This window comes from Marinobacter mangrovi, assembly GCF_016798325.1.
Classification (GTDB): Bacteria; Pseudomonadota; Gammaproteobacteria; order Pseudomonadales; family Oleiphilaceae; genus Marinobacter_A; species Marinobacter_A mangrovi.
In genome coordinates this window covers 851037-866560 of the sequence record NZ_JAERVO010000001.1, presented here as the reverse complement: position 1 = coordinate 866560, position 15524 = coordinate 851037, and the positions used below count along the sequence as shown (strand labels likewise).

The window sequence follows — 15524 nt, the reverse complement described above, 5'->3', positions numbered from 1 at the left end:
GAGAAAAAAATGAAACTGGCTATATCGAATGTGGCCCTGGGACTGGGGTCATGTCTTCTTGCTTTCAACTTGCAGGCAGCGCCTCAGCTGCCGATCGATCAACCCTCCACCAGCGACCTGCTGAACCGCTTCTGGAGCCCGGATCACCTGGGTTTCTTTGAATGTCGCGCCGGCATATTGAACAGCACGCCGTTCGGGCTGCCGCGCTGCATGCAGGTGGAGAACATCAAGTATCACGAACAGATGCTGTACAGCATCGCCCAGGCCAACGACGGCAATCGGGCGGCCGGTCTGCCCGGCTACCAGTCGTCGGTGGACTATGTGAAATCGACGCTGGAAAGCGCGGGTTACGATGTGACCGTTCAGACGTTCCCGTTCACCGCGTTCTATCCCGAAGCCGACGGCGAACTGGCCGCAACGGCGCCGACGCCTGAGAGTTATGTGTGGGAGGAGGACTTCAACTACCTGTCCCAGACTGAGCCTGGCAACGTGACCGGACCCGTCGTGCCGGTTGACCTGGACCTGGGCGCGGGGAACGCCTCGACCAGTGGCTGCGAGCCTGCGGATTTCGCCGGCTTCCCGGCAGGGGCCATCGCGCTGGTGCAACGAGGCGCCTGCAACTTCGGCCTCAAGGCCGAGAACGCCGCAAACGCCGGTGCCGTTGGCGTAATCATCTTCAATCAGGGCGACACGGAAGATCGAACCGGGCTGATCAGCGCCACCCTGGGTGAAGATTACTCCGGCGGTATTCCGGTGTTCTTTGCAACTTACGACAACGGCGTAGCCTGGGCCCAGACCGACGGCCTGGAACTGAACATGGTCGCCAACGTCGTGCGTGAGCAAACCGAAACCTACAACGTGGTGACCAATTCCCGGCGCGGTGATTCGGATAACGTCGTGATGGTTGGTGCCCATCTGGATTCGGTCTACGACGGCGCTGGCATCAATGACAATGGCTCTGGGTCTTCGGCGTTGTTGGAGCTGGCGCTGCAAATGAAGCGGGCGCATCCGCGTAACCAGGTTCGCTTTGCCTGGTGGGGCGCGGAAGAAGCCGGTCTGGTGGGGTCGACTTACTACGTCGACAGCCTGTCGGACGAGGAAAAAGGGCGCATCAAGGCGTACCTGAACTTCGACATGATCGCCTCGCCCAACTTCGCCTACTTCATCTACGACGGCGATGGTTCGGACTTTGGTCTTGAGGGACCGCCCGGATCGGCTGCCATCGAAAGCCTGTTTGAGGAGTACTTCAATCTCCGCGGACTGCCGTCCGAGGGCACGGAAATCGATTTCCGCTCTGATTATGCGGCTTACTTCGACAACGACATCGCCTTCGGTGGCCTCTTCACCGGCGCGGAAGTGTTGAAGACACAAGAGCAGGCCGACAAATTCGGCGGCGAGGCGGATGTGGCGTTCGACCCCTGCTATCACGCTGCCTGCGACGACATCACCAATCTCGATGACGAGGCGTTTGAAATCAACGCCGATGCCGTCGCCTTCGTGACCAGCTGGCTTTCCCTGTCGACGCGCCTGATCGATGAAGAAATCGATGCGGCCAACTCATCATCGACCCTGGGCGCACGGGCGCTCTCCGTAGAGCAGGGGCGTGATGTGGCGCGTTGGGGCAACCACTGGATCAAATAGTGACCTTCGCCGTTTGGAGCGGCATAAAAAAAGGGGCGCCTCCGGGCGCCCCTTTTTAGTGTCTCTCTGCATCCGATGCGGCTTATTCGTCCTCTGTCGCAACGGATGTCTTGTCCTTCTCTTCCCAATCGTCGTGCACGACGGCCGGCTGAAGGATGTCCATCTTGCCATTGTAAACCGCCGTATGGACCTCAAGCAGCCCCAAAATGGTATGGAAGACGTTGTCTTGCGTGAAATGGTCGTCCTTATGCTTGCGCAGGCGGTCTACCTTGACCCGGTCGTAGCTGCTGCCAAACCACATGACGGCCGGCACATGCTTCTGCTCATCCGGTGCGATCATGTACGGCAATCCATGCAGGTAAACGTCATATTCGCCCAGGGATTCACCATGATCGCTGAGGTAGAACATGGCCGTTTCAAATTCAGGCGTGTAACGCTTCAGGACGCCAATCACCTGGTCCAGAAAGTAGTCCGTGTACAAAATGGCGTTGTCGTAAGCATTAATGATTTCTTCCTGACTGCATTCCTCGAGCTGGCTCGTTTTACAGACCGGCGTGTACCGCTCAAATTCCTTGGGATACCGCTTGTAATAGGCTGGCCCGTGATTCCCCATCTGGTGCAGCACGATGAAAATGTCGCCCTTGGGGTGATTGCGGATGTAGTCGTCCAGGCCGGTCAGCATTCCGGTATCCCGGCATTCCTCACCGCTGCATTCCGGGTTCAGGTCGGACGATTTATAACTGTGGTATTCGACCCGGTCGGCCACGCCTTTTGAGCTGGAGTTGTTGTCCAGCCACAGGACGTTAGCACCCGACTTGGCCAGAACATCCAGGGCGTTCGAGGTGCTGTCCGCCTTTTCTTCGGAGTAGTTATCCCTGTCCAGCTCGGAAAACATGCAGGGCACCGAGACCTGCGTCGACGTTCCGCAAGACCAGAAATTGCTGAAGTTGACCAGGTTTTCCTCTTTCTCAAGGAAGGGATTGGTGTCCCTCTTGTACCCGTTGAGCGAGAAATGATCGGCCCGTGCCGTTTCACCCACGACCATGATCACCAGCTCACGATCCTGATCTTCCGGCGGAATGTGGGCATCGTCGCCAATCGACGCAAATGCCCGGGGAGCGGTTTCAACATAGCGCCCGGCGAATTTGATCGTCGAGTAGATGTAGAACGTGGGGTTGGCGTAGTAACGAAGAATCTTGTGCTCGCGGAAAAATGACGCGTAATAATTGCCCAGGCTGACAATCAACACGGCCGCCAGGGCCAGCGATCCGCCGAACATCTTGGCCGAAGACAGAAGATCCTTCTTGAAGGGCACCGGCTCGATTCGCACCCGCAGGACGAACAGGGACGGCAGGATGCCCATCAGAACCACATAGGCCACCAATCGCCAGGAAAACAGATCGCCGGCTTCGTCGACATTGGTGTGCACGACATTATTAAGCATGTCGGCATCAATCACGACGTTGTAGCTGTCCATGAAATAGGCGGCAAAGGACGACAGCATCAACAACAGGATCAGAATAGGGCGGGTGCTTCGTCCAAAACAGACCAGCGACAGCAGCAATACCAGTGCGGCGGTGAACACGACGGCAATCGACGCAAGAAACGGCGCTGTGGACCAGTCCAGCGGATAAACCTTGGTAATGTTGGCAAAGAACTGCTGATTGCCAACCAGCATCAGGAAAACCGAAACCAGCAGGATCAACTGGAACTTGGTCATCGTTGGCGAGAAAAGCCTGGAACGCGCCATAAATACCCTCGTCTGAAAATCTAGGTTCGTGCGGCTTTGCTAGTCCAGCCATCGACCCGGGTTGGGTGTGGTGAATACTTTACGCTTGTCCGGGTTGGGCGCCGGACAGGTCGGCGTCATCGCATCCCGCGACAGCAATATCCACGTTTCACTGTGCGCCACTCCCATGGGTTGACCGTCCTGCATTCGGAAGCAGTCCAGTTTTTCGCGGCTTGAAACCAGCACATAACGGTGTTCGGCAGCTTTCATCCACTGCCAGGCGGTTCGTTCCTGAACCTGGGGAGGGTTGAAATAGCCAAACTGCGTCACGTCCATTTTAGAGAACAAGATGAACTGTTCCTTAAATTCGATGAGCCCAAGTTCCGCATCGGGTTCACCGGCGACGGTACTCTCCACATTGGCAAGCACATTTCGGGGCGTGCGGAACGGTTCGAGCACCGAATAGCCCCAGGTCGACAGCAGCGCCCATGTCAGCGACATTGCGACCAGCAGGCGCAAAAGGGCGTGTTGCTTACGCAGGAAGAACAACGAGAGCAGCCAGATCAGACCGGCCACAATCAACACGCTGCCTGCCTCGTGCAGCTGCCCGAGATCCTTGGTGTAATCCGCGGCTTTCTCGACCAGCCTGGGTAGATTGCACCAGGCCAGCACGCCGACCGTGATCAGCACGACGCCCAGCAGCGCCTGCAAGCCACCCATCAGGGGGCGGAACCAGCGTGCGAGCGGATACCCGGTGTACATCACCGACAGGGACAAGGCGAACATCGGCAATGCCGGCAGAATATAAACGCCTCGTTTGCCCGGGCTCATGCTGAAGAAGAAAACGACCAGAACAATCCAGCCCAGCATCAGGAAAACACCCGGCTCGTTACGCCAGGCCTCCCGAAGACGGCCCAGCCCCGCCAGCAGCATCAACGGGAGGGGGAACCAGAGCGATGGTATGACGTTGGCAATGAAGTAATACCAGGGTTGGATGTGCCCCCAGGAGTGCGCATAACGCTCAGCGGTCTGCTTGAACAGAATGTTGTCGCGATACTGCATGAACATCTCGGAGCCGCTGGCGTCCACATACAGCACCATCGGCACGAGCCAGGCAGCGGCCACCAACAACATGACCACCGGTCCCAGCAGGCAGGTCCAGGTTGGCGAAACGGCCAAGGAGCCTTTACGGCGCCACGCCAGGTAAAGTACGGGGATCATCATCAGTGCCGGCAGGAACCCGACACCCTTGGTAATGATGCCCAGCCCCATGAACGCCCAGGCCACGAAATACCAACCCCAGGCCGGCCCGGCCAGGAAGTGGCGCAGCAGGCCGTAACAGCCGATGGTGATCCAGCAGGCCACCATCATGTCGATCTGGGCGCTTTTGGCCTGCACGATGAACTGCGGCACAAGAAGCAGCAGGAGCATCGCGTTGCGACCGACGCGCACGCTCCAGAGACGAGCCCCCAGATCAAAGACCAGGAACGCCGTGATCAGGCCGCAGATGGCGTTGGGAAGCAGGAAGCCGGCTTTCAGACTGCCGGTGAGCCAGTAGAAAAAGGCAATCGACCACATGAAAACCGGCGGCTTGTCCGGGTAGGGCTCGCCGCCCCGCATGGGAATCAGCCACTGGCCGGAATCGACCATTTCCCGGGCGACTTCCGCGAATCTCGGCTCGTCAGCCGGCCAGGGAGAGCGGAGCCCAATGCCCAGGAAAATCAGTACAGTCGCAAAGGCCAGCAGAAACCAGACAACCCGGCTGTATTCATCACTGGTGAGCGTTTCATAGATTTGCTGGGACAGGGAGACAGAACGATTCATGGGACTTCACAGATCCTTTGTAACCAGTTCACCGATTTGACGGCTGCTGCGGGTGCGATAAAGGTAAATGCCGATGATGGAGGCGACGATAAACAACACGATGCTGAGAATCATCTTGCGGTGGTCGGATACCCCGATACCGGCGCCCAGTAGCGCAAACACCGCCATCTGAGGGATGTAGCCGACGAAACTGCCCGCCAGGAATGGCAGTAGCCGAATGTGCGTCGCGCCCGCCAGGAGATTGGTGATGAGGTTGCTGCCCACCGGGAGAAGCCGGATCATCAGGACTTTCAGGGCCGTCCTGTCAGCCAGCATGACCTGAACCTTGTCCAGGCGCTTGCCGAAACGACGTCGGGCCCAATCGCCGACCAGAAAACGGGAGACCAGAAAGCACACCATAGCCCCCAGGGTTGTCAGCAGCGTCGAAACCGCCATTCCGATCCAGCCGCCCAACGCGTACCCGAAGACAAAGGCGAGAACCTGACGGGGACCGCCCGCGGCGGTGTAAACAATCGCCACCGCTGACATGAGCAGGAAAGCGGGCCAGCCTTCGTGGGCAAGGTAATCCGCCACCCATTGGCTATCGGCGATATGGACAAGCCAGTCCTGCTGCACGACAAACGCAGCCAGCGCCATCACGATCACCATGACGGACACTTTTTTCAGAAAACGCATGGCTAACCGGCCTTTGTATCATCAACACGGGCAATAACCGGCACCTTGGCGCGCCGCTGCAGCCACATGACACCGAACAGATCGACAATACCCACCCACACCCGGTTCCAGGCAGAGTATTTGGACTGGCCACGCTGGCGATCGCGGTGACTGACCACCACCACTTCGACATCGCCGCCCTGGCTGCGAATCAATGCCGGGAGAAAACGGTGCATATGGTCGAAATAGGGCAGAGACAGGAACGTCGAGCGCGGGAACAGCTTCAAACCGCAGCCGGTATCCGGACAGCCGTCATGGAGCAGGGCGTCCCGAACCCGGTTGGCAAGCTTCGACTGGAACCGTTTCCAGGGGGTGTCCTTGCGCGCCTTGCGGTAGCCGGCAATGCAGAAAATGTTGTTTTTCATGGTCTTGGCACATTCGATCATCGCCGGAATATCCGCCGGATCGTTCTGCCCATCGCCATCCATCGTCACGATCCACTCACCATCCGCATGCCGAACTCCGGTCAGGACGGCGGTACTCTGGCCAACACTGTGCTGGTGACGGACGCATTTGACCTCACAACCCAGACGCTCGCCCGTCTTGAGTGCCACGTCGCCGGTACCATCGGTGCTGCCGTCGTCAACGACAATCACCTGAAAAGGAACAACGCCGTCAACCGCCCGATGGATTTCCGCCACAAGTGGGTCAATATTCTCACTTTCATCCTTGGCAGGAATGACGACAGAAATTTTCAAAGCGGAAACTCCAGAGTCTTAATAGAACGAATCAATACAACAAATGGAAACGACATGAGGGGGTTGTGCGTGGATCCTGCCACAGCAGAGCGTTACGCAGCACCAGCGCGCCTAGGGTAACCCCGACAATATCAAAATAAAGTCAAAGCCACCTAAAAGGTCAACGTATTGGCGGCTGCTGACAAAACGGAGTGAAGTTTAGGCGGGTAGCGCTTAATTTTACAGTCACCGAAGTCATGAATGTTGTAATTTATAGCAATCTGAAACGATTGGCCTGCCAGACTTCATTTTATGGCCGTCGTTTGGGCCGCCTCCCGAACCAACCCAGCGTTCTGCAAATTCACGCGCAGGGTCTCAACCCGATCCCTGTTAACCCCCAAATCATAGAACCCGAGCAGTGACTGGGAGCGTACCTGAAGATGCTGTCCATCCTCGGTCACCAATATTTCCAGGTAATCCGGAAAACCAAACACATCGCTGTAGCAAGTGATCTGCGCGTAACCAAATCGGGCGTTATCCAACGTCGCACCGGGTAGATCGAGGGCCACAGACAGAATCCTTTTCCAGGCATTTTCAGTCAACAGTCCGGTCAGAGGCATACGAGGCACGTTATAAAGGGATACCGAAGACTCACTCGATACACAGTTGAGAAACGGCGTGCACCCATCGAGTTCAAAATCGGTCCCGGTCGGGGGAACCGTTCGCGTGGCACTGCATCCTGCCAGAAGAAGCAGCGCGGATAATACGGAAGCCATGTGTCGCATCGCTGAGAACATACCTTGTTTGAAAAGTGTCTTGCCCAGTGTGAAAGCAATAAAGGTACGACGACGAGCTCGGGCTGTCTCTTCGATTTATTGCTCTGGGCGAGGGAGAGTAGCAGAGGCGGTTATTTGGAGCACCGCTGGGTAGGACCGGAGGATGGTATGGGTTTCTATCCAAATATCCTATTTAACATAATATACATTATGCGCAGTATTGCTTTGCAGCGCCGAGGCCTGAAGGCGGAATTGGACGACCATAGAAAGTACTGAAGAATCTCCACACGCAGTGCTAAGTTTCAGAACATTTCTTAGAGCTGGCCTTGTCCCGAAATCACTCGACGCTGATTGGAGCTTTCGATCTAACGGCTGACCTTAACGCCCCAAACTTCAGCAATTGAGTAACTGAAGTTGGACTCCGAGAGGTCATCCGTACCATAGAGGTTTGTATTCAACTTTATGTCCGATAATTCGGAGTTTGGCATCACACGAATGTACCCAGTATTGGCAGAGGTTTGATCGCTCCAGCCGTCTCTCGACAGGTTCAGCTTCAACTTCAGTTTCGTCACTATGAAATTCGGATTGCTATTTTTCACTGTCAGATAGTGCAATCCATCTTCACCGAACCTCAACGTTGAAGATATGCCCATAAAGTTTCGGAGGTCCTCATCGTTATCTGGGTCGAGCTTTGTCTCGTACTTTTTATCGCACGTCTTTCTGGCGACGAACATAGCAGTTAAACGGCTGGCCAAATCCAGATTCTCAGAAGCCACCCTCGCTTCTGCGGTGTCTACACATACCTCATGACCTCCAAACGGCCAGAATTCATTTGCCGTATAGCCAGCGGCCAGGCCGACCATAAACGCAACTACAACTTTGATCATATTCTTTCCTGAAGGTCGCTCACCCGCCTGAAAATTGCTTAAGGTTTAGCAGGTGCCAACGGCTCCTGTCATCTCTTTCAGCTTTAAAGGTTCGCCAGTTGCAGTCTGCCATCGCCAGGATCTTACATGGTGCTCGTATCGAAAGATTCGAACGACAGGCGACTTGGTGAGAGCCCCTGTTACCACGAACAAACAGTACTTGTCTCTATGATCTTGCATCATGCTGTATTCGTTAGGAGTGAGCTGGAAGTTAACTTCCTTTCCGGATAGGCCTTTCACTTCGACAAAGAGCGTCTGAGCGCCTTCCATCGCTTCTATATCCCATCCCTTGCATTCTGAAGACACATCCACAGTGTGTTCGAAGTACTTCATTGCCAAATTCATAGCAAAATTTTCAACCGCTTTGCGAGTTTCTGGATCCGGGTTCCGCGGAGACCCCTTGCGGCCCCGAGACTTCGTTTGGGTCGTCTTCGCTTCAAAGCCGGCGATGAACTTCCTAACGCTCTTGATCACGTCGGGCCTGTCATGGGCGTACCAAATGGAACTCTGGCCAACCCCGCCACGTTTTTCGATGTTCTTACCTCTCTTGGCGGTCGGCACTATTTCACGGCGCCGGCTAGTCGGAACCACAAAGGCATCTGCTGCATTGGCTTTTATGGCTGAATCTACGAGAAGGCCGTCAAACGTTCTTTTGAAGCAGGGTCCTCGGTTAACGGTCGCATTCTTGTACCAACCGACCACCTTGAGATTGCCATCAGTTGGATCTTTGGCGACAAAGACAACGAGAACCCCATCAATTTCTGTTTGTGAGGGTTTGGCTCCGAGATTATTGATTTCCACGCCTGGGCTTTTAGGGATGTAGCCAATTACTTCGCCATCGACATTCAGAAAATTCCAGGGCTCATGCCCGGGGGGAGCCTGCCCTTCTTCATGATTTTTAAAGTAACCAAAATTTTTGGCAATCAGGGGGTCGTCTTCAGTTTCACCCTGGTAAAACTTCATCCAACCTATGTTGATGAAGACAATTGGCTCTTGACCATCGCTCATTACAGTCCCTTGTTCTGGGTATGATCTTGGAGTTTAGCAGGCAAGTCTGATGCATTAGCGGCACCAGGTAGTCTGAGGGCTCAATTTTGCTTCTTTTTACTTCGCTAGATCTTCCCGATCTACTTTTCGTAATAGATTATCTAGGTCCCCTATTAAATCCCTTCTGAGCTGCAAAAATCACAACCCGTGAGCCGGACGACAACTTTAGTGCTTTGTGTGGAAAAGCGAATCGGGTGAATGTCCTTAAGTTTTTAGCAATTTTTGTGCAAATTAAGCCGCAACTTGTTGATTTATAGCCTCAAAGGTTTAGCACTCTGCGTGGTCGTCCAATTTTATTTTCGTCCTCTCCTGGCATTCGAGCTGCTTACCAGAAGCTCCCCCAATGAGCAAAACCGGACAGGCACGCGTCCCGTGCTCACGCCCCAGCGTCTTGAATATGCCAAAGCTCCTTCAACCGAGTCACCGTGTGATCCCATTTAGATGCACGAGGCCGGGCCACAGAGTTCTGATTGCCGAACAAGCCCACCTCGTTGACGGCGTTGGATTCCGAAACTTTGTGAGTCCAGTCCACCGGCACAAAATACTCCGCATCATCTTCACCGTAATCTGATGCGAGGTTATATCCACCTTGCATCGTCATATCGCCGGTGATGAACTCGTCCGCCACCATCGGGTGGCCGGCTACTTTACCAACACCCACATACCCCGTGCCCGGTATGTTTACCCAAACGCGATCGCCAGGTTTCAGCATGAACACGGTTCTGCTATACCAACGTCCACCGCCGGCAGAAATAAACCCGTATTCCGACGCATCCTGCCAGTTCCGTCCATCAGGGTAGGTTCCGAAGCTGACGTAAAACTCACCATTCCATCCACCCCGTTGCCCTATGTTTACTGCCCGCTCTTCCGTCTCCACAGGGTCAATCATCCATGACCGGCTGAGATACAGACTCTCTCCATCACGGAACACTGAAAAGAAAACAGCATTTACCGCGACACTGGCTTTATCGTTGAGGTAGTTGATGATCCGTTCGGTGCTCGCATCAAGTTCAGCGGCAACGATCACCATCTGGTGAGAGCTGTTGATCTCATTTTCTACTGGCGCCACACCAAATTTCGCTTTAAATGCCTGATCAAAAGTCCGATCTGGCAGACCATTATTAGCTGCGAAGTCCGCATAAATCCGAACAAACTTCTCCGAAGACAAGTTTTCGACCCAAGAGGCGTAATCAATGGTTTGAGCAACCACATTACGGGGCGTTTTGTCCTTCTTGAGTTCGATAATGATGATGGAGCCAGTGGCATCGATAGCCAGAAGGTCAACGTACTTGCCGAAGTCCGTATACACCTGGCGGCCAATCAATAACCAGTGATCGCTGAGGATGGAAATGTTCTTGGTGATCTGCTCTTCGAGGAGTGACTCGCTTTCAAGAGTCACCGTAGTCAGCGTTTGAGGCTTATCGCCGATCTTCCAGATTCCGTGCTGGACTGCCATCAATCATGCTCCTCAACCCGATCTTTTACTGCCGCAAACCCACAGTGGGTTCTGCCAGTAACGCCATAGTCATACCCAGAATCGCCTTCGCCTGAGAACGGGTGAATTCTTCGGTGCCATGAGCACCCAGTTGGCAAATATTCTTGAGTTGTTCCCGCAGGCTCAAGAGGCGGGCGATAGAGCTCATCTCCCTCCGTTCGCTGCTGTGCGCCATCTTGTTGGCAGAGGCTGACGCCTGTTTATCTTCACGCAGCGATTCGACCTGTTCGACAATGTGCCGACACTGCATAACGGCATCTTTGTAGTGCCCGATTTCAATGAACTCCTGCGCCTTTGAAATCAAAGTTGCTAAACCATCAGAGGTTGTTGGAAGCGGAACCTCGAATAGCAATGTGCTCCTATAGCCGGCATTTTTTAAAGCACTCAACCATTGTTCCCTGGGTAAAGCTATATCCGTGCAATCAAAACTCGAAAGCAGTTCATCGCCCGATGCAACCAACGCCCTCAACCCCAGATTCAATTTAAGATCTTTTTCCTGGCGGTACTCCTCCATGGCATTAATATGTTCTCGATTGAGGACCGTCTCAAAAGCAATCTGCTCACTACTTGGGAAGTCGTGGCACTTGATCAAACGATCAGAAGAAGGAATGGAAGCCAATAACGGCCTAGAGGGATCGGCCAGGGATAATGAAAGATTTATATCGAATAGGACCATTTTACTTTGACAAGGCTGGCGATTGCCCCGCATGACGAAGGTAAGACCGTACCCACCAGCGGCCTCCCGACCATGAACAGTCAACTGATCGAATTCGACTATGTAGTCCCCGTTGTGCCTGATAGGTAACCGCATGACTGGACCCGTACCTGGTGCTCGACTGAGAAAATATTTGCCGGACTAGCTCAACTTTCTCATCAATGAGAGCCAATTACCGACAGCTCCGCCATCGTTGTTTTCTTGATATAAAGTGCAGTACTACCCAACAATTTCAGTCCCTCTTCAGTAACCTTTTCAATGCTCAACCCAGGCTGGACGATTTCAACATGAAACTTAAGAGGAGTCGTTCGGGATTTATCCCGGATGGCTGAAAGATCCTTGATGCCGCCCTTTATAAAACGGGAATAACCGCGAGCGCGCCACTGCTCATCCCGTCGTTTAATGTGGTGGTAAAGGTAATTCAAGTTCAAGTGCTTCCAGCGAACGCTCCGCTGAGCTTGACCGCAAACCTCATAAAGGTCCTTCAAACGAGCGCCTGGTTTACCATCACCGGAATATTTCAGATGGATTAGAGTTAGAACAATGCTGTCATCCAGCATCTTTAATGCGACCAAATCGGCAGCCTCTCCAGCGCCATCATCGTTCACAATGACATCGTACTCATCGCAGATATGTTTGAAGTATCGCCATTGGATAGAGCGATCATTCTGTCTATACCCCATTGATTCAACGCTGATATCTGTCCCTCGCCAGTCAAAAGGCGCTATATCATCCTTGCGGTACAAGCCCACACGTTCACTGACACGGACAATCTGAGCGTTATAGGAAAACGCGCTATCCGCGTAATGGATCGTGAAGGGATCAGACATCATGTACTCAGGTAAAGAAACGGTGTCCGAATCCCCTTTGCTGACCGAGACCTCCGGTCCCTCGATCAACTCGTAATCATATCCTTTCGTCGTGGCCTCATCGTTGATTACGAGCTTATAAACTGACCTCTCCGTGTCACAGCTAATGGAAATTCGAACACTTCCGTCTTCCTCCTGACCGTCTGTTTCGATATCCACGGCGTAGAGTGGAACAGGAGTGCCACCGAAGTACACATCGACCTTATCTTCGAAGGAGGTCAACAACTGCTCACCGAGCTGTACTGACAGCGGGTAACTCTGATGCGGAGTTCGCATACGCTCAGGTCTGAGGAAGTTCCGAGTGAGATTGTGCTCGACAGGCTGCTCGGTATTGATCTTGTCCCATGCCTTTTTGACCCAATCACACCAATCGGCAATTGAGCCACGCTTTTGTGGTGACCAAACCTTTCCCTTTCGCTGCGAACAGCCCCACACTACTCTGTTCCCGGACTCATACCCCAACGCTGCGATATTGCTCAAGCTGGAGCGTTCAGACTCAATTAGCGATAGTCCCTCGGTTACATTCGGACCAAAATATTGCGTAAAGCTAATGGCGCCTTCTTGTGCAGTTCCGAGATTGCGTGCTAACGGGTATTCAATACCGTTGAAAACATTAAAGACCTGATCGCCACTAAGCAGTTCGCACTGACCAAGAGATATCGCCTCGGCCAGAGCCTCTACACGAAATGTTTTGTAGTCATTGGAGAAAACAAAAAGGGCATTTCGCCCTTTTTCCCAATGAGCAATGAGTAGTTTAAAATTAGTATCTCTGAGGTCTTTGTATGATCCCCACTTGACTGGCGCCGATTGAATCGCAAGGACCACTAGTAAATTCTCGTCACTTGAGATGGCATGCCAGTACTCATCAAATTTGGGCAATGTCTCAATGAAGCGCTCAGGCTCCCAGGCTTCACATGAGGTCCGAAACAGCATGGCGGTATAGGAAGGTTCGAGGTTCCACAACGATATTTGATTATGTAAATCACCTTTCTGCTTAAGCGAGTCAACAACTTGCTGGAGTCGGACTTCGCGCTCAATACGATTCTCGGAGAGGCGCCGCAAGACACTGTCCCAATCCGCTCCCTGGGAATACAGATTCTGTAGATCACCTTCCACATTAGGGTCCGCAACATTCATCACAACACTTGCTTTTCCCAGACGCCGGTTGTGACTGACCCTCGTAAAGCGACCGATGAACTGAAGTGTTACCGCCAAACTTTTGTGGTGGTCATGCAATGCTGCAACTTTCAAATTGGGTAAGTCATATCCCTCGCCGAGCATATCGACGCAAACAACAATTTTCGACTTCCGTGACAAAAGACCTTCAAGTCGTCTTCTTATCTCTGGTTTTCCGTAGGTAGAATGCACGACCACTGGATTCAAATCAGCGGCAATAGTCTCGTAAACTGAAAGCAGCGCCTCTGCTTTAGGCTTGCTTGAAGTTCGAGCCATCATAAGATGATCAAACCCTTGCGCCAGATCCTCTCGCAAGCGTTCCACCGCCATTGCGGCTATTTCAGCATCAGTCCGGTCCTCGTAGTATTCCTCAATCGGCAGGAGATCGACATGAGTAAAATAATTCGCGCGTTGCGCTTCTCCCATGGTGTAGTTATAGATAATGCGACCACCCAACGCTTTCTTATCGTTGCGGAAGGGTGTTGCTGTAAATTGCAGAATTTTTCTGCCTTTAAAGCGTTCTCGAATATCTAACCAGGACTTGGCAGAAATATGGTGAGCTTCGTCAACAAATAAGTGCGAGCACCGCTCACAAAGTCGGTCGACAGCGAGCGGCTCCCCTGCTGAGAGAACGCTTGCCGTTGCAACAATAACGTTAGATGCATCCGCAAGTTGTTCGGCAGTTCCCAGTGTTCTTATTCCTGACTTAATGGTCGCTACAGCTGGTAGATTGATATTAGCCGGCACCACACCCATTTCAGGTAGGTGACCCAAATTCAAAAACTTGTCAGAAATTTGGGCTCGAAGTGAATCAGACGGAACGACAACCAAGATCTTTTCGCATTTTTGATAGACCATAGTCGCTAGCATTGTCTCGGTTTTGCCTGTTCCGGTTGGTAGAACGACAGTTGCTGGATCTATCTCTCTGTCGGTAGCGAAGCATGCTGATATCGCATGCAAAGCGCCCAACTGAGGGCGGCGGAGGCCAAGAACTTCCTGGTCCGGATCTTCTTCCTTGAACACGAAATGCCCGCTCCAAGAACGGACAATCTCAACTGGGGAAATTCCAGCGAGTTCATCAGGGAATCCTTCCCAAACCAAGGGAATCTCCGGTGACAACTCAGCGATATTAAAAGCCTGTTTTCCTTTTAATGCCGGCACGCCTTTTGGGCGACGTCCTCTAACTTGAGAATTCTTGAGGTAGATTACATCTAAGGGCGGGTCGAGTTCTGTAGCTAACTCAAAATAGCCACCAACGCCCGAATTCTTTACCTCGACATCAAGCCTACGCGATCGAACAAGCAAGCGGACCGCTGAATTCTGACCAGTTTTTAGCTTGACCACCCGCTTCTCAGGCAGGGTAATGGTAAGTTGTAAACGGTCAAACAAGTCCATGTTTTCCTCTCATTACAGCTGACGAGTATTGCTTGGGGCACCGGCAGTCTGGATCTTACATCCGCATATTTGAAACACATCAAAGTTAGTTCTGCGACAGCAAGGAACATTGGTTAGATCCGGCATGATTTCAGCTAAAAGGATTTCAGATTATGCTCGCCCCGTTCACTGAAACTCCATGCATTTCCAAAAAATGCGATCCATCGAAGTTAACACATTCGTGTAAACCTCTGTAGATTCGACACTTCTGTGTCTCAGCATCTGGCTCACAAACTTCACTTGAAGTCTGTGCAGGAGTATATGCACTGCAAAGCTGTGACGAAAAGTGTGGCCATCGATCTTGAATGGCGGCCCCGTCCCGCAGTCGATCAGCCGGTCGGTGTTGGCACCGACCGGATGGCGGGTGATAGGAAAGATCCGCTCGTCCTTCCGAAACTTGCCCATCCACAGATAGCTCTGAATCCGGGTTTGAAAGTCTCTATCCAGAGTTGGAAGTGACCCGCGGGCGCTCATGAAAGCCGAGCAAACGATTTTTTGGGC

General features: G+C 53.0%; 12 protein-coding genes. 1 reads left to right on the top strand and 11 read right to left on the bottom strand.

Annotated elements, in window-relative coordinates:
- The first annotated feature begins 9 nt into the window (after positions 1-9).
- The gene (locus JL474_RS03830) at positions 10-1641 is read left to right on the top strand and encodes a M28 family metallopeptidase (RefSeq protein WP_203140979.1); all 1632 of its coding nucleotides are present in this window, start codon (positions 10-12) and stop codon (positions 1639-1641) included.
- An 82-nt stretch (positions 1642-1723) separates the two neighbouring features.
- Here the strand turns inward: JL474_RS03830 and JL474_RS03825 are convergent, their stop codons facing one another.
- From JL474_RS03825 to JL474_RS03775, 11 genes are all read right to left on the bottom strand, one after another.
- Complete coding sequence (locus JL474_RS03825) at positions 1724-3391, bottom strand: phosphoethanolamine transferase (RefSeq protein ID WP_203140978.1); 1668 nt, start codon at positions 3389-3391, stop codon at positions 1724-1726.
- Between the two features lie 39 nt (positions 3392-3430).
- The gene (locus tag JL474_RS03820; RefSeq protein ID WP_203140977.1) at positions 3431-5194 is read right to left on the bottom strand and encodes an ArnT family glycosyltransferase; all 1764 of its coding nucleotides are present in this window, start codon (positions 5192-5194) and stop codon (positions 3431-3433) included.
- 6 nt (positions 5195-5200) lie between these two features.
- A complete protein-coding gene (locus JL474_RS03815) occupies positions 5201-5869 on the bottom strand; it encodes a TVP38/TMEM64 family protein (RefSeq protein ID WP_203140976.1) in 669 nt (222 codons plus the stop codon).
- Positions 5870-5871: 2 nt separating this feature from the next.
- The gene (locus JL474_RS03810) at positions 5872-6606 is read right to left on the bottom strand and encodes a glycosyltransferase family 2 protein (protein ID WP_236011974.1); all 735 of its coding nucleotides are present in this window, start codon (positions 6604-6606) and stop codon (positions 5872-5874) included.
- A gap of 284 nt (positions 6607-6890) precedes the next feature.
- Complete coding sequence (locus JL474_RS03805) at positions 6891-7361, bottom strand: DUF1499 domain-containing protein (RefSeq protein ID WP_203140975.1); 471 nt, start codon at positions 7359-7361, stop codon at positions 6891-6893.
- Between the two features lie 365 nt (positions 7362-7726).
- Positions 7727-8248, bottom strand: a complete 522-nt coding sequence (locus JL474_RS03800; RefSeq protein WP_203140974.1) for a hypothetical protein — start codon at positions 8246-8248, stop codon at positions 7727-7729.
- Between the two features lie 45 nt (positions 8249-8293).
- Positions 8294-9295 (bottom strand): DUF3883 domain-containing protein, encoded by a 1002-nt coding sequence (locus JL474_RS03795; protein WP_203140973.1) that lies wholly within the window; start codon positions 9293-9295, stop codon positions 8294-8296.
- A 415-nt stretch (positions 9296-9710) separates the two neighbouring features.
- Entirely contained in the window at positions 9711-10790 is a 1080-nt protein-coding gene (locus JL474_RS03790; RefSeq protein WP_203140972.1) for an endonuclease NucS domain-containing protein, read from the bottom strand.
- 25 nt (positions 10791-10815) lie between these two features.
- Positions 10816-11640 carry a hypothetical protein gene (locus tag JL474_RS03785; protein WP_203140971.1) on the bottom strand — a complete coding sequence of 275 codons (825 nt, stop codon included), beginning with the start codon at positions 11638-11640 and terminating at the stop codon, positions 10816-10818.
- Between the two features lie 62 nt (positions 11641-11702).
- Positions 11703-14984, bottom strand: coding sequence for a DEAD/DEAH box helicase (locus tag JL474_RS03780; protein ID WP_203140970.1), 3282 nt, complete (start codon positions 14982-14984; stop codon positions 11703-11705).
- Between the two features lie 165 nt (positions 14985-15149).
- Entirely contained in the window at positions 15150-15428 is a 279-nt protein-coding gene (locus JL474_RS03775) for a tyrosine-type recombinase/integrase (protein WP_236011973.1), read from the bottom strand.
- Positions 15429-15524 lie beyond the last annotated feature (96 nt).

Excerpts from the sequence above, each read along its gene's own strand:
- JL474_RS03830 (WP_203140979.1), top strand. The coding sequence starts at position 10 with ATGAAACTGGCTATATCGAATGTGGCCCTGGGACTGGGGTCATGTCTT.
- JL474_RS03800 (WP_203140974.1), bottom strand. The coding sequence starts at position 8,248 with ATGATCAAAGTTGTAGTTGCGTTTATGGTCGGCCTGGCCGCTGGCTAT.
- JL474_RS03775 (WP_236011973.1), bottom strand. The coding sequence starts at position 15,428 with ATGGGCAAGTTTCGGAAGGACGAGCGGATCTTTCCTATCACCCGCCAT.
- JL474_RS03785 (WP_203140971.1), bottom strand. The coding sequence starts at position 11,640 with ATGCGGTTACCTATCAGGCACAACGGGGACTACATAGTCGAATTCGAT.
- JL474_RS03805 (WP_203140975.1), bottom strand. The coding sequence starts at position 7,361 with ATGGCTTCCGTATTATCCGCGCTGCTTCTTCTGGCAGGATGCAGTGCC.
- JL474_RS03820 (WP_203140977.1), bottom strand. The coding sequence starts at position 5,194 with ATGAATCGTTCTGTCTCCCTGTCCCAGCAAATCTATGAAACGCTCACC.
- JL474_RS03790 (WP_203140972.1), bottom strand. The coding sequence starts at position 10,790 with ATGGCAGTCCAGCACGGAATCTGGAAGATCGGCGATAAGCCTCAAACG.
- JL474_RS03780 (WP_203140970.1), bottom strand. The coding sequence starts at position 14,984 with ATGGACTTGTTTGACCGTTTACAACTTACCATTACCCTGCCTGAGAAG.
- JL474_RS03795 (WP_203140973.1), bottom strand. The coding sequence starts at position 9,295 with ATGAGCGATGGTCAAGAGCCAATTGTCTTCATCAACATAGGTTGGATG.
- JL474_RS03815 (WP_203140976.1), bottom strand. The coding sequence starts at position 5,869 with ATGCGTTTTCTGAAAAAAGTGTCCGTCATGGTGATCGTGATGGCGCTG.
- JL474_RS03825 (WP_203140978.1), bottom strand. The coding sequence starts at position 3,391 with ATGGCGCGTTCCAGGCTTTTCTCGCCAACGATGACCAAGTTCCAGTTG.